This is a genomic window from Pseudohongiella acticola, from assembly GCF_001758195.1.
Taxonomy (GTDB): Bacteria; Pseudomonadota; Gammaproteobacteria; order Pseudomonadales; family Pseudohongiellaceae; genus Pseudohongiella; species Pseudohongiella acticola.
Genome location: NZ_MASR01000001.1, coordinates 829,615 through 852,308, shown reverse-complemented (window position 1 = coordinate 852,308; position 22,694 = coordinate 829,615). Strand labels below are relative to the sequence as shown.

The following is a 22,694-nucleotide window of genomic DNA, read 5'->3' as shown; positions in this document are numbered from 1 at the left end:
GATGTTTGAACACTGAACTGGTAGCTGACACTATGCCCAATACACAATCAACACTGGACGCCATCGCTGAGATTATCGAATCGATCAGTGGTGTCAGTCGCAGCGACCTGGGGCCGGATACCGACCTGCTGGATCTTGGACTCGATTCGCTGATGTTCGTCCGCATCGGGCGGGTGCTTGAAAGTCAGTATCGCGTCGATATTTCCATGAAACGTTTTTATGATGAGTTGTCCAATCTGCGGGCACTGGCAGATTACCTGAGCATACACGGGCAGCCCCAGGCATTGGAGCAGGGTTCTGAACAGCCCCCGGTAGCGGATACCGAGTCTGACCCTGCGCTATCGCAACAGTCATTTGCAGCGCAGACCGTCGCCCGGTCAGTGACAGCACCCGTGTCAGCCACTGCGTCAATCAGTACAACATTCGACCCGACCAAGGCTGCTGATATCAATACAGTGATGTCAGCTCATATGGCGTTGATGCGTCGCTACCTGAATGGGGTCGCCGCGGGCGCCACGAACGTGCCGGAGGGGGGGGCGCCGAATGCCATGGGTAAGTCTGTTGCCGCGACTCAATCCCCGGCTTCACAATCGGGTCAGGAACACAGTGACGCGCTAGATACACGTAAAAAGTTCAGCGGCATTGAGACGCAGAAGGCGTCCTTGACTGAACAGCAACAAACATTTGTGACCGAGCTGGTGTCACGGCTTTCGCAACGTTGTCAGCGCAGCAAACAGATGGCGGAAGAAGGCAAGACCTGGCTTGCTGACTGGAAATATTCTCTGCAGTTCAAACAGGATCTGAAAGAACTACGGTTCCCGGTAGTCTGTGCCACGGCATCGGGCTCCCGATTTACTGATGTTGACGGTAACGAGTATGTCGATATCGCGATGGGAATGGGCGTGCATTATTTTGGCCATTCACCGGCGTTTATTGACAGGGCGGTGCAGGCACAGCTGACACAGAATCTGGCGTTGGGGCCGCAGTCGCGGTTGGCGCCTGAGGTCGCCCGCAGAGTGTGCGCCCTGACCGGTCATCAGCGAGCTGCATTTTTTGTCACCGGTTCTGATGCTGTCATGCTGGCGCTGCGACTGGTGCGTGCGGCACGCGCGCGTGAAAAAGTCGTGATGTTTGCGGGTGCCTATCATGGTATTTGCAGCGATGTATTGGCAGCTCAGGGAGAAAACGGCGCCGTACCCATGTCGCCTGGCTTGACACAGGGCATGGTCAGCGACCTGGTGGTGCTGGACTATGATGCGCCCGAATCCCTTGATCGCATCAGGGCGATGGGCGATCAATTGGCGGGCGTGCTGGTGGAACCGGTACAGAGCCGCAATCCGGCGCTGCAGCCACAGCGTTTCCTGCGTCAGTTGCGCGCCCTGTGTACCGAGCTGGACATACCTCTGATCTTTGATGAAATGGTCAATGGCTTTCGTCAGGCAGCCGGAGGCATGCAGGAATGGTTCGGTGTAAAGTCTGATCTGTCTACCTACGGCAAGATCATTGGTGGTGGTTATCCGTTGAGTGTCATCGCGGGCAATGCAGACCTGATGCAATGGATAGATGGCGGTGTCTGGCGCTATGGCGATGACAGTGCCCCGCTGGCGGATTCCATTGCAACCGGGGGGACCCACAACAAACATCCGGTCGCGTTGGCTGCCGCATCCGCCGTTCTTGATCACATCGAAGGCAATCCGGGTCTGTTCGACACCAGCCGGATGCGGATGATTCAACTGGCAGACCGTATCAATGTCTGGTTCGAACGTAATGCCGTGCCGCTAAGGCTTACCTACTTCGGCACGCAGTTTAAATTTGAAAGTTATGCTTCGTCACTGGAACTGGAACTGTTTTTCTACCTGCTGCTGGAAAAGGGCATCTATACCTGGGAATTGCATGTAGCCAATTTGTCGACAGAGCATACTCAGTCTGATGCAGACCAGTTGTTTGCGGCCGTCGCTTATGCCGTGGAATCGCTACGCGCCGGTGGCTTCGGGTTTCGTGCGGAAAAATTGCGGCGACAGTATGTGCCGATGTCTTCGGTGCAGAAACGACTCTATGCAATAACGCAACGCGACGGCGCCGAGAAACCCTATCATCTTGCCGGCGCCTGGCGACTGCAGGGAAGTGTGGATGCCGCCCGCCTGGAAGATTGCATTCATCAGGTCATCATTCGCCATGAATCTCTGCGTACGGCCTTTGTTGTGGTTGATGGCGAGTTCTATCAGCGCATCGTGGCTGAGCCGCGTTTCTTTCTTGATAGAATTGAGCTGAAACAATCAGCGACACTGACGTCCACGGTAGATGCCCTGCTGGATGACTACATCCAGCCTTTTAATCTGCTGGAGCCACCCTTATTGCGAGTCGGCCTGGCGACTGAAGAAGACGGCAGCCACCTGCTGCTGATGGACGTGCATCATATTGTGGCTGACGGTTTGTCGATGAATGTAGTGTTACAGGAAATTCTCGCACTCTACGATGACGTACGGCTTGAACCTGTGCGCAGCCAGGCTCGCCATGTGCACGATACGGTTGATCAATACCTGGTTGGTGAGCAGTCAAATCAAGATGCCAGATTCTGGTGCGACGCGCTGTCTCCCTATATCGGGACACAGGATGAATTTGACCTGTCTCCGGATTATGACAGACCCCCGGTAACCAGCTTTGCCGGTAAGCGCATCGCGCTGAAACTGGAGCCCGACGCCACTGCGGCGTTACACCAGTTCTGTTCGAAAACCCGTATTTCGACCTTTGGTGCCCTGTTCGCGGTTTTTGTCGCCTGGACCTGGCGTTATACGCGTCAGCAACATTTCATTGTTGGCTTGCCTGCGTCAGGACGACCGGATGCCGCCGCCGATAATGCGGTCGGCATGTTTGTTAACACGCTGGCGTTTCCGGCCGATGTTGACGAGTCGGACAGTGTGACAGACTTCCTGAAACAGGTGCGTGACAGACTGTTTGACGTGCAACAGCATAGTGATTATCCGTTTAGTGCAGTGTTAAATGATTTGAAAGTGAGTCATGGCACTAATCGAAATCCCTTGTTTGATGTCATGTTCTCCTATGAGAATGCCGGATCGCGGACCATCAAAACCCGGTCCTTCGCAGGCGAAACGCTATGCCAGTACGAAGGCGCCGGAATGTTCGACATCAGTATGGACCTGATAGAGGCTGAAAACAGTATCCTGATCAATTGCGCCTACGCAGAGAGCCTGTTCAGTGACGCAACCATGAGCACCCGGTTAACTGAATACCTGCGCTTGCTGGAAACATTGGTAACCGGTCAGGCCGAAACGCTCCTTGACTGGGTGCAGGCAGCCAGCAAGGTGCCTGGGACCGCTGACTCATTGGCAGTCGTCGAGAATAAACTGGCGGCAAAGGAGCCATTGCCGGAAACAATCTGGAGTCAATGGCTTTGGCAACTTGCCGCGGGAAAACATGATATTGCCCTGATCGAGGGCGAGCTCGAACTGACCTATGCAGAGGTTGATGAACAGGTCAGGAAGACCGCATTCACGTTGTTTAACCTGTACGGTGTCAGGCCGGGCGACCGGGTTGTGGTGAACCTGGATGCTTCCGTCGATTTGATGGTTGCCATGCTGGCGCTGTTCTCCATGGGCGCGGTTTATGTGCCGGTGACTCCGGATACACCACTGAAACGCTTGCGACAGATTGTACAGAAATGCGGCGCTCGTCATCTGCTTTACGCTACAGGACACGTCATTGTTGCAGAGCTTGATGGCGATGATGCTGTGGAATGCATTGCCATGGTCGACATTGACAGTGCCGCGCTGCCAACAACGCAGCACCAGACACTGTTGCCGCCGCAAGTCGATGATCCGGCTTATGTGATTTTTACTTCTGGTAGCACCGGTGAACCCAAAGGCGTGGAAATTCTGCATTCGGGTATTGGCAATGCAGTTGCCTGGCGAATTCGAAGTTATCGTCTGAGCCCTGCTGATACAACATTGCAGATGCCCAGTCCGAGCTTTGATGCATCACTGATAGACATCCTGAGCGCACTGCTCAGCGGTGGCAAGCTGATCATTCTTGATACCGCGTCCAAGCGATCTGTTGAACGCATCAGGGAAACCATTGAAAAATATCGGGTCAGTGCCATGCTACTGACGCCCACGCTCTATCGTGTATTGCTTGACCAGATTGCGCCGAATATGGCTTCGCTCAGATTTGTTACGCTGGCCGGTGAGAAATTGCCAATTGACCTGATGCAGGCCCATTTTGTCAGTGCGCCCGCGGTGGAACTATGGAATGAATACGGACCTACTGAGTGCAGTGTTGTAGTCAGCGCAGCCCGAATGATGCCTGATGATGAACGTGTCACTATTGGCCGGCCGATATTTAATACCCGGGTTCATATTCTTGACGAGCGCGAACGGCCAGCACCAACGGGTGTGTGGGGGCGACTCTGGGTCAGCGGTGTCGGCCTGGCAAAAGGTTATGTCGGGGATGACGCAGCAACACAGAGTAAATTCCGCTGCCTGCCGGCAGTGGAAAATATGCGTTGCTATGACACAGGCGATGTCGTTCGTATTCTGGACACCGGCGAACTGCAATTCAGAGGCCGTGACGATAGCCAGGTTAAGGTTAATGGTTATCGCATCGAACTGGAAGACGTGGAAGCCGCGCTACGTAGCGAGCTAAAGCTGAGTGAAGTTGCCACCAGGGTCGTCGACAACGGCACCAGCGCAAGCTTGCATGGATGGATTGTTGCTGACGCAGAGCCCTCCGGTTGGCGTGATGCATTGCAAGCGAAGTTGCCTGCCTGGATGGTGCCGGTAAGCCTTCACCTCGTCGACACCTTGCCGGCGCTTGCAAGTGGCAAACTGAACCGCCAGGCATTGAACCTGCCTGAGGGAGCCGTGACAGAAAAAGGTACACCCGCGGCGACTGATGTTTTACCCGGCAGCAACCACCTGGGGCTATTACTACAACACTGTCAGGAGATTCTGGCGCGCCCGGGCCTTAAACCAAGCGATAACTATTTTAACATCGGCGGTGACTCGATTCAGGCCATTGTATTGGCATCAAGATTGAATGAGGCGGGCTTTGTTCTTGATGTAAACGATCTGTTTCGTACCCCGGTATTGTCGGAGCTCGCACGCAGAATCAGGTCGAAAGACAGCAGGACGTTGAACGTGTTGCCGTCAGCCGAGAATATTCTGCCGACGCCTATGCAGAGCTGGTTCTATGCCAATTGCAATGGCAATCCGGATGCCTTTACCCAGGCTGCCTGGCTGGACTTGCCGGCAGCCATGACACTGGCACAGTTGACCCTGCTATGCCGACACTGGGCAAGTCAGCATTCGGTATTTCAGGAAACCTGCGCCCTGGTTGCGCTGGGACAGGGCAAGCAGACCGATGTTTTGCCAATAGAAGCGCTAGTACATTGTAGCGGAAATGACAGTGGCGACGTCACTGATCTGGATGCTGTTGCAGTATCGGCACGAGCGGACATCAGTCTGCACAACGGCCCCCTGATGAAGGTTGTGTTGCTGTCGGGCCAGACCCAGAAAAAAAACCGGGAAAAAGACCGGAAAAAGGCCCAGACCCAGCGCGCGCTTGTTGTATTTCATCATTTCATCGTCGACGCCGTTTCCTGGCAGGTGTTGCAGTCTCAATGGGCACTGTTGTGGCAGGACATGGTCGCTGACAACCCCTTACGCACACTGCCCGAAGGTGCCACGCTGCGCCAGTTTGCCAGTGCTCTGCACAGTGACGAAGCCCGGCACAAAGCACTACTGGAAGCGCCTTTCTGGCAGTCACAGGTGGCGAACGTCAGGCGTGCCTTTGCTGTTGAACCGACGGGCAATGCCAGTCGACAGTTCAACAAGCGATTGAGCCAGGCCTTGAGTCTCGCGCCGGACGTAGCAGAAACGTTGTTAGTGACCGGGCATCGCATTTTCCGCAGCAGAGGCAGTGACCTGTTGCTGGCAGCATTCACTGATGCTGTCGCCAATGTGTGCGACCTTGATACTGTCACGGTGTTGATGGAGTCAAATGGCCGTGCACAGACTTACACTGATGCTGATTTTTCATCGACACTGGGCTGGCTGACGTCGGCCTACCCTCTGACTGTCGAAACGTCTGGCTCGGTCACTGGTGCAGACTGGATGTGGAAAATCGAACGTGTCCGTGACCGAGTGCGAAGGGTGCCTGAGCAGGGAGTGGGTTACGGTGTGCTCAGGTATGTCGTTGAACATGAAGCCCTGACAGCAACGACACCAGAGTTTGCGTTCAATTATCTGGGGCGCTTCAGTCATCAACCGGGAACGGAATTTGCTATTCTGGAGGACAGTCCTGCAGGAGACCAGCTGGGCGAGCTTGGTCTGATGCCTGCGCTGGAATTGGTCTGTTTTGCAGATGACGCTGGCCTGCATGTATCCATGTCGGCAGATTCTGGGTGCGTCGACGCTAAGCTGCTGAAGCGGCTACTGATGACATTCCAGCAGCGATCACATGAGCTTGCCGATTATTGCAATTCTCTGGATGCTGTTGTGCTTCCTGCACCCATAGACTTTGTTGAGTCTGACTGGCAGTTGGAGTCTTATCTTGGACTGTTGAAGACCAACGCTATTGATCGCCAGGATGTCGCCAGTATCGTGCCGGTGACAGCGATGCAGAGCGGGCTGATATACCACGCCAGAAGCCGTCCCACAGACCTGGCCTATCTGGAACAGGTGGACTTCAGGCTGCAGGGTGTTGTGGCGACTAAACTGGCAGCGGCGTTCCAGTCTTTGCTCGATGACTTTCCCTTGCTACGGGCGTCGTTTATCGTTGGCAGTGAGGGTCGAACGGCTCAGCTGATCCGGAATGAGGTTAAATTGCCGGTTCTGATTCACGACATCAGTGATCAGAATCCCGATACACAGCAACAAACAATTGATGCGGCATGTGATGCGGACAGGGAACAGCAGTTCGATATTTCGCAGCCGCCCTTGATGCGAGTGCAGATATTTAGTCTGGATAAACCCAAAAAGCGTTCTAAAACAGCACAAGAACAAAACCAGAAGCAACGTTCGGGGCAAGCTGGCAGAGTTCATGTTATCTGGACCCATCATCATCTCATCATGGATGGTTGGTGCATCGGCATTCTGTTTGAACGCTTAATGGCCAGTTACCTCGAGCCACACTCCGTTATCGCGGATGTATCGGCAATGGATAACGATCGGCTGAATCAACGCTACTTTCACTGGCTGGCCAGTCAGGACCAAAACAGTGCATTAGCATACTGGTCGACATTGCTTGCTGGCGTCGAACGTCCGACCCGATTGCGCGCCTGGCCGGATCCGGTCGCTGCAACGCTGCCGGTAGGCCAGACTGGGGGCAGGGAAGACACGGATTACCAGCTTCGGCAGCATACTGTGCAGTTGCCGGCGGACCTGACATCAGCCATGCAGGCCTGGGGTGCTTCACGGAATGCTACTCTGAGCAGTGTCATCAGGCTGACCTGGGCGGTGTTACTGGCCAGGTTTAGCAATAATACCGATGTTGTTTATGGCACTGTTGTTTCCGGAAGACCACCTGAGGTTGCCGGTATTGACCGCGCAGTCGGACTTTTTATTAATACGGTACCGGTACGCTTTAAACTGGATGCGGCGCTCACTGCCAATGATGCTCTGACATTGGTGCAGGAGCAGGCGAATAACAGTCGTAGCCATGAATATCTCAGCCTGGCCGATATTAAGGATGCCGCCGCAGATTTGCAGGCGCGTGAGCCACTGTTTGATCACCTGATTGTGTTGGAAAACTATCCAATGGATGCCTCATTGCGCGGTGCGGCAGGAGCACCCGAAAGCAACGACAGCATCAGTATTTCCGATATTCGGGCTTTTGAACGTACCGATTTGCCACTGAACCTGGTGATTGTGCCATCGGGTGAGTCTCTTGAGGCCACCTTCCTTTTTGATTCTAGCGTTTACCCCTGCTCACAGATTGAACATCTTGCTGAACATTTTGTACATCTGTCGCGGGTGCTGGAACAACGTTCCGGGCAAGCCCTGGGTAACATTGATCTGTTGACTGAGGCAGATCGTGGCTGGTTGTTTGAACAATGGAACCAGCGACTGTCGAACTACCCTTCGGAACAGACACTCTACGACCTGTACTGCGATACCGTCGATAATTTCGGTGACCGCACTGCCATACATGATGAGGTGGGCAGTATCAGCCATGCTGATTTGCAGGCGCGGGTGCAATCGGTGGCGGCGGGTCTGCTGCAGAATGACGCGTTTGTACCCGGTTGCCGTGTTGCACTCTGGCTGCCCCGCAATCGCGACATGATTGTCGGCATGTTGGCAGTGCTGGCAGCAGGTGGCAGTTACGTTGCTCTGGATCCTGTATACCCTGAGGTGCGGCTTCGTTTTATTATGCAGGACAGCTCGGCAGCGTTGGTGCTGACGGCTGCCGGCATGGCCGAGGTGACATTAGGTTCGCCAATGGCAGACATTGCTGCGCTTGCGGACACGGCACCCGATTCTGCGGGAAGACCAAATCTGCCCACAGTCGGGCAGGAAAGCGCGGCTTACGTCATCTATACCTCCGGTTCCACTGGCCAGCCTAAAGGTTGCCAGATTTCGCATCAGAACGTTGTTCGCCTGCTGCGCAATGATGACTTTGATTTCGATTTTGATCACAACGATATCTGGACAGCGGCCCATTCATTCTGCTTTGATTTTTCTGTGTGGGAGATGTACGGTGCCCTGCTGAATGGTGGCGCACTAGTGATACCGTCGGCAGACGAGGTGCGAAATATTGAAAAATTTGTCGACCTGGTAGCGCGGCACAAGGTCACGGTATTAAATCAGACGCCGGCGGCTTTTTATCAATTTTCCAGAGTGGCCCTGAAGCGGTCAGTGCGGGAATTAGACGCGCTGCGAATGGTCATTTTTGGTGGCGACTCGCTCGTCAGCAGCCGTCTGGCGTCTTGGGTCGACACATTCCCGACCAGCCGCGTGAAACTGATCAACATGTATGGCATAACGGAAACCACAGTGCATGTGACCTATCGGGAAGTAGACGAAGCTGACATCAGCAGTGGCTTGCGACTCAATCTGGTCGGCCGCCCGCTGCCGGAAACCGGCGTCTGGATTGTTGACGGCAATGGCAGCCTGCAACCGCCGGGCGTTGCCGGTGAAATCGTGATCAGTGGCAGTGGCGTAGGCATGGGTTATCTTAATCGCGATGAATTGAACCCCCGCAAGTTTTCGGTTCTGGAAGCTGCTGGTGGCGAACGCTGTTACTGGTCGGGTGATGTCGGTTATATCAGTGTTGAGCATGGCCTGGTGTATCTCGGACGCAGTGATCAGCAGGTTCAGGTGCGCGGATTCCGCGTCGAATGCGAAGAAATTGCTCGCTCTCATGAAGAGCACCAGAGTGTTTCGGAGGCTCTGGTTGTGCCGATTGAAAATATACATGGCACAGAACTGGTCGCCTACCTGATTGGTGATGAAACGGCTGCGCCTGCGCACTGGCGCCCCTGGCTGGCGACTCGACTGCCAGAATACATGATTCCTTCGTATACGGTCTGGTTGGATGCGCTGCCGCTGACGGCTAACGGCAAGGTTGACCGAAATGCGTTACCCGATCCGGTTAGTATCGTGCCATCACCTGACGATGGTGTGTCAGATGAGATCGAAACAAAGATCATCAGTGCCTGGCGACAGGTGCTTGCACATGAGCATATTGGACCCCAGAGCAACTTCTTTGATGTCGGCGGGCACAGCCTTAAAGCGCTGACACTGGTCGATGTGCTACAAACCCAGTTTGGTTTGACACTGGCCGTTGCGGATGTGTTTGAGCTACCGACACCACGCCAGCAGGCTGTGTTGTGTGAACGTGCTGTTCCGGGCGAGTCATCATCCGACGACGACCTGGGGGCCTTTCTTGAGGATGTAGGGCTCGATGAGCTTGAAGCGTTGATCTCGGGTGTATCCGACCAGCGACAGGATAGTTGAGCGTGGAAAACAAAGCAGCCATTGAAGCTCGCCTGCGGAATTTGTCGCCGGAACAGCGCAATGCGTTGATGCAACAAATTTCCAGACGACGCCAGCAGCAGGAAATTCCACTGGCGGCCGGATCGAGTTACCCATTGAGCCAGGCACAGCATCGACTCTGGATGTTGTCCCAGTTGGGGGATGAGGCCAGTGCCGCCTACAATATTGCGGCGGCATTTGTGTTTGACAAAGTACTGGATCCGGAGCGGCTTCAGCGTGCCTGGCGTCGGCTGCTTGCCAGGCATGAGGTGCTCGGGTCGGCATTTTCGCAAGAAAATAACCAGTTACAACAAAAGCCCCGCGAACCGGGTGACTGGACGATGCAGACGCGAAAGCTGGCGGCAGACCGTGACCTCGAATCTCAGTTATTGCATCTGGCCGACACCGAGGCAGCGAAGCCATTTGATCTTCAACATGACTGGTTGCTACGGGTCATTTATTGCCAGCCAGAGAAAGGGGTGGATTCGGCTACACTTCCAGCACATGAATCCGGAATTGTTGTGGTGATTCATCATATCGTGTGTGACGGCCTGTCGATTACCGGCATGATTCGCGAGTTGGCGCACTACTACCAGGAAACCACAGGCCTTGCTGATCTGCCGCAACCCACTCGCGCGCAGGCAGAGCCAGTGCGGCAGTACCGAGATTTCATAGCGTATGAATCCGGAATGGATAACAGCAAAGCCCTGGCATATTGGCAGAGTGTATTTGCAACACCACCGCAGACACTGGACGGGCTACTCGACAGGCCGAGGCACGTTGTTCAGGACTTTAATGGCGACTCAGTTGCTTTGACCCTGCCAAGGGCAGACACCGCGGCGTTTGAGGCGTTATGCCATGCTCACAATGCAACCCTGTATATGGGGCTGGTAGCACTGGTACAGCTGCTGTTGGCGCGGTTTGCCCAAGTGTATGAAGTAACGCTGGGTACACCCGTCGCAGGCAGGCCGGGCTCGCAATTTGACGAGGTTGTAGGGCCGTTTGTCAACACCATCGCATTGCGTCAGAGCATTGATCTCAAGCAGAATTTTCCGGAACTGTTGCTGCAGGTTCGTCGCCGGGTACTGGACGGTTTTCAACATCAGGACCTGGCATTCGATGCACTGGTGACCAATCTTGGTTTCGCAAAAGATCCCAGTCGCTCGCCACTTTATGACGCCATGATAGGCTTCAGCTCTGCTGACGACCTGACATTGAGTTTTGACAACAGTACCGGCCGTTCGCTGCGCATTCCAACCCGGTTCAGTAAAGTGGACCTGACATTTCATTTCGAGAAACAGACAGACGGTACGCTGCAGCTTGAGCTGGAATATGCCAGAGCAGTGCTGTCGGAGGCGAGTGTTCGCTGTTTAAGTGAAACATGGCGCTTACTCGCCTCGACACTGCCGCAGCAACAAAGCCTGGAATTATCGGCCCTGCCATTGCAGAGTGATAAAGAACGTCGCCGGCTGGTTGATGATGTCAATGCCACGGCGCGACCCTATCCGCAACAGTCCAGCCTTATTGACAGGTTTCGCGATGTGGTTAGAGATCACCCTGAAAAGATCGCGGTACATGCGGGTGAGATCAAGTTGAGCTATCGTGCCCTGGACAACCTGTCCGAACGGCTCAGCCAACAACTGTTAAAACATTCCGCGCATCAGCCAGGATGCCGCATTGCCCTGATGCTGGAAAAAGACGAACGTGCGCTGGTGGTCATGCTGGCTATTCTGAAAAGCGATGCTGTTTACGTACCACTTGCCGCCAATACACCGTTGGAGCGGGTTACCCAGGTCGCTACGACCGGTGAGGTGTCGCTACTGTTTGCTGAAAAAGATCGTCTGCGTGAGCTGCAGGGACTGGACGTGGCGTTGATTGATACGAATAAGCAGCTGTCAATTGATGCTTCGGCGACAACGTCTATACCGGAATCAGTGACGGTCGAAGTATCGCAACCCCGGGAGGATGCCGTCCTCCTGCCAGCCTATTTGATGTTTACTTCCGGCTCCACCGGTAAACCCAAAGGAACACTGATCGGGCAGCGCTCTGTGCTTCGGCTTGTATGCAACACCGATTACCATCAGGTACAGGTCAATGAACGCGTATTGCTGACCGGGTCCCTTGCTTTTGACGCAGCAACATTCGAAATCTGGGGGCCACTGCTCAATGCCGGTTGTGTCTGCATCCCGACGGGAACCACGCTATTGGAGGTGCACGAGTTCTCCGCGCTGGTGAATCACTATCAGGTTGATACCGCGTTTCTGACTACCGGGCTGTTTAATCAGCTGGTCGACAATAGTCCGGCAGCATTTGCCCGGTTGCAGACTGTGCTGACCGGTGGCGAAAAAGTGTCTGTCGGGCATATCAGAAAATTAATGCAGATGCATCCGGAATTGAACCTGTTGCATGTCTATGGGCCGACTGAAAATACCACCTTTTCCAGCTGGCATCGTATTAACGAAGATGATCTGAATCAGGCGACCATACCCATTGGTCGCCCCATCGCCAACAGTCGACTTTACTTGCTCGATCAGAATCTGCAGCCGGTGCCGGTCGGTGTACCTGGGGAAATCTACTGTGGCGGTGACGGTGTTGCGCTTGGTTATATTGACCAGGGCAATGGCGATGCAGTCAGCCAGTCAGATGCTTTTCTGGCTGACCCGTTTCTGCCTGCCGGGGAAGGGCGACTGTACCGCACCCGGGATCTGGCGAAGTGGAACCACAAGCGTGAGCTGGTGTTTCTGGGCCGGAACGACCGACAGATCAAGATACGCGGTTTCCGTGTTGAACTCAGCGAAGTGGAGTTTCATCTGCGTACCTTGCCCGATGTTACTGATGCCTTTGTTCAGGCACGAGGTGATGCTGGCAGTAGTGAACTGGTGGCATGGCTTGTTGTGTCTGCTGACACTCGCCTGTCCGTTGCAGGGGTTCGTGATGCCCTCAAGGACAGTGTGCCAAATTATATGCTGCCCGCAAAAGTAGTGGGTGTGGCGCGACTGCCGCTAAATGCCAGCGGCAAAGTGGACGTGAATGCCTTGCCGATGCCGGAGAATGCGGATGTTGACCACGCCACAACAGTCGAGGCCGGTAAGGAACAATTACACGGACAGGCCGAACTGGATATGGCAAAGATGTACGCCAGTGTTCTGGGTCTGTCATCGAATGCCATTGACCGCGATGTCAATTTCTTCTCCCTGGGTGGAGACTCCATACGTGCCATTCAACTGGTCTCGTTGGCGCGATCAGAAGGCTATCACTTCACATTGAAGGATATTTTTGCCTCGGAAACGCTTGCCGGGCTGGCTGCATCGGCAGCAAGGACAGCCACTGCCGTGATTGAGCCGGTGTTGCCGGTCGCACCATTGAGCCCGACTCTGCATTGGTGGCTTGAGCAATGCGGCAACGCGGCCGATCACTTTAATCTGTCCAGCGTATTCAGGGTCTCAACGCCGATAGACATGAAAGCGTTGCGCGCGACGCTGGATGTGCTGCTGGAACTGCATCCGGCATTACGGCTGACACTCGATCCGGCGTCGCAGCAACAACACCTGAGCGCTGATGGCCGTTATGTGCTACTGGAGGCTGAAGGTGGACAGTCGCGCCTGCATTGTTGGCAACAATTGCAAAAGTCCATCAGCCTGAAAGAGGGTGTTCTGCTGGCGGTCGGGGTAGCAACTGAGGCCGGGGAGTCCTATCTGGCGGTGGTGGTTCATCATATTGCTGCCGATGAGGTATCAGGTCGCCTGTTCACTGAGAATCTGCAGCGTGTGTACCATACGCATCTTGAAGGCACTGCAATGGCTCAGCGTGACAGCGCCTCCACGGCCGGTGTGCAACAGCCAATGCAGGAAGCGCTTGCCGTTACCAATTGGGCCGAGCAACTGAAAGCGACTGTAGCGCGTGGTGCAATGCAACAGGACCTTGGCTATTGGCAGGAAACCGTCAGACGCGGACGCGAGGTGCTTGCGCAGCAACAGCATCTGTTTGCTGACCCCCGGCAAACTCGTGGTCATTCAGTGCAGATGTTGCCGCGTGAAGAATCGCAAAGCGTGATGCAACTGGCGTCAACGCTGCTGCGTATGAAGCCGCAGGAATTTGTGTTGGCAGCGTTTGTTCAGGCCTGGCGAAGCGTGCTGGACAATGCAGACTGTCTGTTGTCTCTGGAAGGCCACGGCAGAGAGCAACTGGAGGGCCTGGGCAACTGCAGTTCCACTGTGGGCTGGTTCACGTCATTGTACCCGTTTGTATTCACCGGTTCGCCCGAGCCAGGTCTCGATTTGTACCGGGAAATAAAGGATTCTCTCCGGGCGCTGCCCGCCCGCGGCTTTAGTTATTTGCCGCTGCGATACTACTCAGGTCAGCAAACACAACAGAGCCTGACGCTCAGTCCGCAACTAAGCTTTAATTATCTCGGCGAGAGCATTGCTGCTGAGGACGCATGGCTACAACCGGCCGCCGAGCAGGCGGGGGATGATCATGGCGCTGCGGTGACTGAGCCTTTCAAGCTGGATGCTCTGGCACGTATCAGCAATGGTCAGTTCGAACTGACACTCCGAGGGCAGACACCGCTTCCTGCTCTTAGTCTGGATGCACTGACAGGCGCCTGGATGAACGAGCTGGTCACGCTTAACCAGCGCCTGCGGTCGGTGACCAGCGGTGCTACCGCCGATTATCACCTGTTGTCGCGCAGTGATTGCCTGGTTGCGTTTGAGTCCCTTGCCGAGCTTGACGCCACAATGTCAGAACTGAGTCTGCCCTCAATGGGTGTGGACGAAATATTACCATTGACTGGCATGCAGGCAGGGATGTGGTTGCATTGTGCTACTCACCCCACAGCCTATCAGGATCAGGTTTGTCTGCGATTACAGCAGTCAATTGACGAAATACAGTTTGCCTTGGCACTACAGGCCCTGGTCGCTGAGACTCAGGCTCTACGAACAGGATTTGTTCAGACCCGTCGCGGTGATTTGCTGCAGATTGTTCTGAAACAACGCGAAAATAATTATCAGTTTGTTGATGCTGAGGCATGGCATGAGCCTATAGAGGCAGGGCTGGAACAGTTACGTACCCGTTTGCGTGGCGCGCGGCGCGACCTGCTGCGTGATGCTCTGTTCAGTCTGACGCTGGTGCGTATCAATGCTGGCTGCTTTGAATTGATCATTGATTTTCATCACATTGCGATTGATGGCTGGACCAGTGCCTTGCTGCTGCAGCGTCTGGAGGCGCTGTATTTCGGCGACGCTGATCGGGGAGACAGTAATGCCGCGCGCGGTATGCGCGCGTGGTTTGAATGGCAGGAGCAGCAACCCGGCGATCAGGCAAGAGACTATTGGCAGGGGTTTCTGGGAGATTATCAGCGTCGCAGCGAAGTGCCTGTGCATTTGCCCAGAGTACCGGCCTCCGATCCGCAGCCAATGTTTGTTGAAAACCGTATCGGAGCGGCTTTGCATACCACATTGCTGAACTGGTGCGCACAACAGGGCGTCACACTCAATGCCGTGGTGCAGGCGCTGTGGGGCGTATTTCTGGGTCGTCTGACGGGGAGTGACGATATTGTTTTCGGTGCCACTGTTTCCGGACGCGATCGCGACCTGGAGGGCGTGGAGAATATAGCCGGAATGCTGATCAATACCTTGCCGGTTCGTGTCTGTCCCGGACAATCAGATTGTTTTGATGACTTGGTGCGCGAGACCGCACAGCAGTTTGCTGACAGTATGATGCACGGTCATCTGTCCCTGGCTGAATTACAGACGCTGACGCCGGCCAGAACAGGCCTGGTTACACATGCCCTGGTATTCGAGAATTACCCTGATAATGATGCCGCCGCAGCTAGATGGCAGTGGCAGCCGCAGGAAATATTCGATCCGATGCATTTTGAGTTTGGCTTGATAGTAGCGCCGCTTGCCGATGACCTCAGTTTTCGTATTGTTGCAGATGGCAGCCTCTATTTACGAGACAGACTGGAACAAATGGGCACCGATTTATGCACGCTGCTGAGTCAATTGCTTGATAACAAAAATTCCTACGCAGCGTTGACTGGCCCAAAAGTAAACGGCTGGACAGTGTCTGCAAATTTTACCGCGGACAGTCTCGTCGGTCTGCTTGAGTACCATGAACATATCGGTGGTGACTCGCGCTCGGTAACGCTATTGCCATACGACCAGAGTGTACAGGACCTGATCAATCCCGGGTCCAGGCTCAGGAGCATGCCGGCGAAAAACCATATTGTCTTATGGCGTCCTCCCGTTGATTCTGAGGGTTGCGTTGATGAAAGCAGTGCGCATGCACAGCTCGCTGAACTGGCCTCTGCAGTGGCGGCGTATGTGCATGACTTCCCTGACAGTTACCTGATTTTTGTGCCGTGTCCGTGGTCGGAAAATGACTGGGCGCTGTATCGCGAGTTTGCCAGCTTCGTAAAAGGGGCATTGAGCACGTTGCGAAATGCGGAAGTACTCAAGCTGGAAAATTTTGCTGAAACCTATGGCTTGCAACAGCCCTGCCATCCACCCGAGCTGATTTTTGGCGATATTCCCTATACCGAGGAATTTTTTGCTGCTCTTGCCAATCGTCTGGTACGAACGTGTGATCTGCGTAACCGGCCCCCGGTCAAAGTTTATGTGGTTGATGCGGACGACACACTGTGGGGCGGCATTGTGGGTGAGGACGGTCCCCTGGGTGTTCGTCTGGAATCTGTCCACGTCGATCTGCAGAAGAAGCTGATACAGGCACGCGCAGCGGGTGCCCTCATCTGTCTGGCAACCAAGAATAATGAAGACGATGTTCGAGCTGTTTTTGAGCAGCGCGACATGCCCTTGCGCTGGAACCATCTGACCAGGGTGCGTGCTGGTTGGGGGCTGAAGTCGGAGAGTATTCAGGCGCTGAGCGAAGACCTGTCCCTGGGGCTCGACAGTTTTGTGTTTATCGATGACAGCCCGCTGGAGTGCGAGCAGGTTCAATCGGCCTGCCCGGGCGTGTTGGTCATTCAGCTACCTGAAGCAGCAGAGCGCGAACCTTTTCTCAATCATCACTGGTTGCTCGATGCCCGCGCTGCTACGCGCGAAGATGCTGTCCGTTCGCAGATGTATGAAGAGGAGCTGCAACGTGTCGATGTGCGAAAGTCTGCCGGCAGTTATGCCGAATTCATTGCCTCGCTGTCTATCCACATTGATATCAGCCAGCCCGAACCTGCAGACATGCCGAGACTGGCGCAGCTGTCGCAGCGTACCAATCAATTCAATACAACCGGTGTGCGCTATTCAGAGACGCAGTTGTATGCGCTGTTGCAGGAACCGGACACCGATATCCGCTGTGTCAGAGTAACCGACAAATACGGTGATTACGGCCTCGCTGGCAGTATTCTGATCCGACGCGAGCCCGGGCTCTGGGTGGTGTCTGCGTTCATGCTCAGCTGCCGCGTGCTAGGGCGTGGGGTAGAACATGCGATCCTGCGCCAGCTGGCGCAGGAGGCTGAAGCCAATGGTGCCGACAGACTTCAGGTGGACTTCGCCAAACTGGCAAAAAATGCGCCTGCGCTCCAGTTCCTGACGGGTGTTGTCAGCGCCTCTGGTGATCAGGCACAGGCATTGTCACCGGAGGCATCAAAACGTCAATTTGTGTTGCCAGTGGCAGACAGTGGGAAATGGCAGTTAACTGCCGGTATAGCGAACAGCGAGGCGGGCGCTGGGGGTCATGCTATTCGACCACAGCCGGGAGAGCTGACAGCTGATCATGCCAGCTTCCAGGTGTCCGTCAGAGCATCAGCCTATTATCGTTATCTGGCCAGCACGTTGAGCTCCGGCTCGGCTATCATGCAAGAACTTCAGCGAAATCAGACAATACACAAAACTGGCAGTGCAGGTGGCGAAGCCGGCTTACGCACGCCGCCGACGACGCCAACCGAAGTGCTGCTGGCTGGTTTTTTTGTTGAGTTGCTGGGGCCAGCGGACGTTTGCCGGGAAGATTCGTTTCACGATCTGGGCGGGCACAGCCTTAAGGCCATGATGCTGTTATCGCGCATTGCTGCCAGCGTTGGCCTGATGCTGGATTTTCAGGACCTGTACGAACATCCAACGCTGGCTTCACTGGCCTCCCGGATCGATGAAAATACGAGTAATGCGGCTCCGGCCAATCCCGCGTCAACGTCGCTGCGGGCTTTGCCTGCCGCTGATAGTTACCCACTGTCGACCGGGCAGTCACGCTTATGGCTTGTAGACAGAATTCGCGGCGATGGACCCTCGCCTTTTCACATGCACGCCACGCTGACAGTGTCCGGGCGGCTGGATCGGCAGGTGCTGGACAACGCTCTGACATCGCTGTTTTATCGGCACGAAGCGTTGCGAACCTGTTTCCGTGAAAATGCCCGGGGTGACGTGCGACAGGTCGTCGTTTCTGTCAACGAACTGAATACGCGTGCTCACTGGTTTGATGAAGTGATCGTAGATGCGGAATTGAGTGAAAAAGCACAACATCAAAGCGCATTAAATTTCGACCTTGCAACGGCGCCGTTAATCCGGGTAGCAGTCGGTGAACTGGTGTCAGGGTGCCACGTTGTACTTATCACCATGCATCACATTATCAGTGACGGCTGGTCCATCGGTATTTTCTCGCGTGAACTCACCAGGCTCTATGAACATTTCAGTCAGGCCAGTGTGTCAGACACAGAGTCAACGCCCCCAATAGCCGACGCCGTACAGTTCCGCGATTTTGCCGTCTGGCAGCGTGAGTGGCTGCTGTCTGAGGCGGGCGAGCGTGCGACCCGGTTCTGGCGTCAGCACTTCGCACACCCAGTGACGGCTCTGCAATTGCCCGCAGCCGCGCCGCGACCGGCGATGAAACAAAGTATGGGGAACTCGGTCAGCATCGACATTGACGCGACACTCTGGACGGGCTTCAAGCGCTCGTTGTCGGGTCTTGGGGTCAGCGATTTCACGGGGCTGTTTGCTGCACTACAGCTGGTACTCGCCAGGCTTTCAGGTCAGCAGGATTTCTGTATTGGAACCGCCGTTGCAGGCAGGCGACATCCGCAACTGGAATCGGTGATCGGGTTTTTTGTTAACATCCTTCCGCTCAGAGCTACTCTGAACTTTGATGCATCGGTGTCGGATTTCTTGCAGTCGGTGGCTGCTGAAGTGAACGATTGCCTGTCGCATCAGGATGTGCCCTTCGACACCATTGTTGCCGGGCTCGATTTGCCCCGGGATCCGGGCAGGAGTCCGCTGTTTGATGTATTGCTGGTCATGCAGAACACTGAAATCGATGAGCTGAGATTTTGTGAACACATCGCAAATGTCTATCCGGTAGCGTCAACCACCAGCCAGTATGATCTTGGAATCAATGCCTTCCCGGGAGCAGACGGGACGTTGAAACTGCTTGCTGAATACGACAGCGTGATCTACTCAGCTGCTAATATTGAACTGATTCTGCGTTGTCTCCGACAGACTATGACAGCGCTCTCTGATGCACGCACAGAGGCACTGGCGGACCTTCCCTGGTTACATCACAGTGATATTTCCCGCGTACTGGGTTTTGAAGGTGAGCCGGGTTCGCAGGGCAATGCGGGTATTGAAGCTAAGCGAGTGGGAGCACCTGCAGTCTCGCTTCCTGCTATATTCAGGCGTTCAGTTGCAGATGCAAATGGCCGAATCCGGGATGGAAAGGAAGACTGGTCGTTCTGTGATCTTGAGAGGCAAATGGAGAGGCTGGCCGGCTCGCTGCGCCAATATCTGGCTGTTTTGCCGCCGAACAGAAAACAGGCCCATGTTGGTGTGATCGGAAAGCGCAGCGTACACAGCATCGCTGCCATGCTCGGGACAATGGCGGCGGGCGCGGTCTATATACCGCTGGATCTGGGCAACCCGGTGGATAGACTACGTCTGATTGTCCAGGAAGCTGCAGTTGACCTTTTGCTGAGTACCGACGATGACGGTAACGCATTGGCTTGTGAACTACTGAGTGAAACCGCTCAGGATGGAATCGGGCACCTGACGTATAACGACATGATCATCGGCAGCGAAACAGCCAACGACCTGGCAGATGCGGCTGAGTTCAGGCCAGTCGCAGGCGATATCGCCTATATGATTTTTACTTCCGGTTCCACGGGAAAACCCAAAGGTGTTGAGGTGTCCCATGCTGCTTTCGCGGCCATGATAACGCAGCAGATACCGGCATTCGGGATAACGTCCGCCGATGTTTGCGGGCAATTCGCGGCGCTGTCTTTTGATGCATCGTTGTCTGAGATTTTTCTGGCACTGGGCACAGGCGCCTCGTTGGTTATCACGCCTGATTCGACGCGCGCAGACATGGACGCCTTCATGGCCTGGCTCAGGGACAATGCGGTCAGTGTGATGACGTTGCCACCGGTATTTCTACGAGCCCTCAACCAACAGCCACTGCATGGGCTACGTGTTCTGATAACGGCGGGTGAAGCTGCCATTGGCGCAGATCTGCGACATTACGCGACGTCAATGCGGGTACTGAATGCCTATGGGCCCACCGAAACGGCGGTCTGTGCCTCCGTTTATGAAGTCAATATAAGCGATGACTGGCCCTTCGGTGTACCGATCGGAAAACCCTTGCCAGGAAGCTTGCTCACCGTGCGTGATAACGCTGGCGCCCGAGTCCCTGTCGGTTGTGTCGGCGAGTTGTACATTGGCGGCTCAACGCTGGGTGAGGGGTATTTCAGGGCGCCGGAACTCAGTAAACAGAAATTCTGCACGCTTCCCGGTGATCCCAGGCAGCAGCGTTGGTACCGATCGGGAGACCTGGTGCGCTGGCGTGAAGATGGTCTGCTTGAATTCCTCGGACGAGTGGATGCGCAAATCAAGGTGCGCGGATATCGCATCGAGCCCGCCGAAATTGAATATGCAGCGCGCGGGATAGAGGGTGTTGGTGACGCCATAGCACTTGTACATCCACAACTGGGGCTAATTCTGGTGTGCCGATCAGTTTCGGAGTCGGTGACCAGCGATGCGGAGTTGAGATCAGAGATTCTGGCTGTACTGGGGCGTCAGTTACCGCGATATATGGTGCCAGGTGAAGTTCTTCTGCTGGATGGTTTTCCGCTGTCGTCAGCGGGTAAAGTGGACCGCACAAAATTGATCGCACTGGCTTCGGCTCGAAGTACAAGTGACGCCTCCCGGTACATTGGGCCGGATACGATTGCCGAACAGACTCTGGCACAAGCGTGGAAACGGGGACTAAAACTCGATCGTGTTGGCAAGTACGATGAGTTTTTTGCTCTGGGCGGGGATTCAATCAAGGCGCTCGAAGTGATCAATGCCTTGCGAGAGTCTGGATATAGCTGTGAGCTTCAGGCATTTTTTGCTCACCCGGTGCTGGCAGAGATGGCAGATTGTCTGACACCCTGGCAGGTCGATGCGCAGCATCAGCGGGCCCTTGTCGGTGATGTTGGTCTGTTGCCGGTGCAACGCTGGTTTTTGCACTCCAGAAATCGCGATGCCGCCGAACACTTTCATATCGTTGTTGCGTTGGACACGCCAGCCGATCTGAATGACGACTGGCTGGAAACAGCGGTGTCGACGCTGATGCGCAACCATGATTCGCTTCGCGTGAGCTTTTCCCAGGATAACGATGGCTGGCGACAGACCATTCACGAAACGTTGAACATGGATGATGTATTGTTGCATTTTCAGCGTACAGCATTAATGGAAACACCAGCAGAGCGAGAGGCAATTGAAACGCTGGCTTGCCGGCCGTTTGCGCTCGACATGGCGCCTCTGTGCCGTTTTGTGCTGGTTCGTGGGCCCGGGGGTGAAAGCGAATATCTGGTGCTGGCATTGCATCATCTCATCGCTGACTGGGTCTCGTTGCGGATACTGCTGACAGATCTCAATTCGCTGGCGCAGACCCTGACTGAGGGCAAGGGCAATCATTCTTTGGCCATCTCGCCGCCTGCGCCGCCGCATTTGCTGCGTGATCTTGCAGCGCAACGAGCAGCGGAACAGGTGTCTGAGACATCGGCCGGGTTGACTGATGCGACGCACCCTGAATATCTCAAGGCGGCGGCCACAATGACCTCACTGGCCCTGAACTGTGGTGTTCACCGCTCGCTGGAAACGCAGCATCTACAGATTCCAGCTGCTGAGCTGGCACGGCTGAGGGACTCTCTGCGCACCAGATCGACAGAGTCAGGTATTGAATTCAGACTGCAGGATTTGTTGTTGGCAGTCACGCTGGGCGAGCTGCGAGAATTATTGCCGATCGTTGAAGTACCCTTGCTTGTGGAAGGTCATGGTCGAGACGGGCAGCTGGACCTGGGGCGTCAGGTAGCCTGGCTGACTCGAGCGAGGCTGGTCAATGTCGACACCGGCTTGTTCGTCGGACCGGCTGCGTTGAAGCAGGCTAATCGTGTGCTGCACGTGAACGTCTCCGCTCAGCCTGACGTGTTTGCCTGTGTCGCGGCAGACGCTTCGCCGTGTCGCGCGCTGCCGGCGCTGGTGAGTTTCAACTACCTGGGGGAGTTTGCTAACAGCCCCGATGCGGACGCCCCGTTCAGATTGACTGACCGCGTCTTTGAAAAAGCAATGTCACCGGCATCACCGGTCGATGTGCCTCTGCACATAGAATGTTATATTGTAGATAATGTACTTGAAATACAGGTAGCATGGTCACCGGAGGTGTTTGCCTCCGAACCCATGCAGGCTTGCTGGGACAGGGTGCAGCGTCATTTAGCTGGCTTTTGATTTA

2 protein-coding genes are annotated in these 22,694 nt (G+C 55.0%); both read left to right on the top strand.

Annotation, left to right across the window (positions count from 1 at the left end; all coding sequences use genetic code 11):
- The first annotated feature begins 32 nt into the window (after positions 1-32).
- The gene (locus tag PHACT_RS03580) at positions 33-9,971 is read left to right on the top strand and encodes a non-ribosomal peptide synthetase (protein WP_070115951.1); all 9,939 of its coding nucleotides are present in this window, start codon (positions 33-35) and stop codon (positions 9,969-9,971) included.
- Positions 9,972-9,973: 2 nt separating this feature from the next.
- Positions 9,974-22,690 (top strand): non-ribosomal peptide synthetase, encoded by a 12,717-nt coding sequence (locus PHACT_RS03575; RefSeq protein WP_070115950.1) that lies wholly within the window; start codon positions 9,974-9,976, stop codon positions 22,688-22,690.
- Positions 22,691-22,694 lie beyond the last annotated feature (4 nt).

Coding starts and splice junctions, on each gene's coding strand:
- PHACT_RS03580 (WP_070115951.1), top strand. CDS start 33: ATGCCCAATACACAATCAACACTGGACGCCATCGCTGAGATTATCGAA.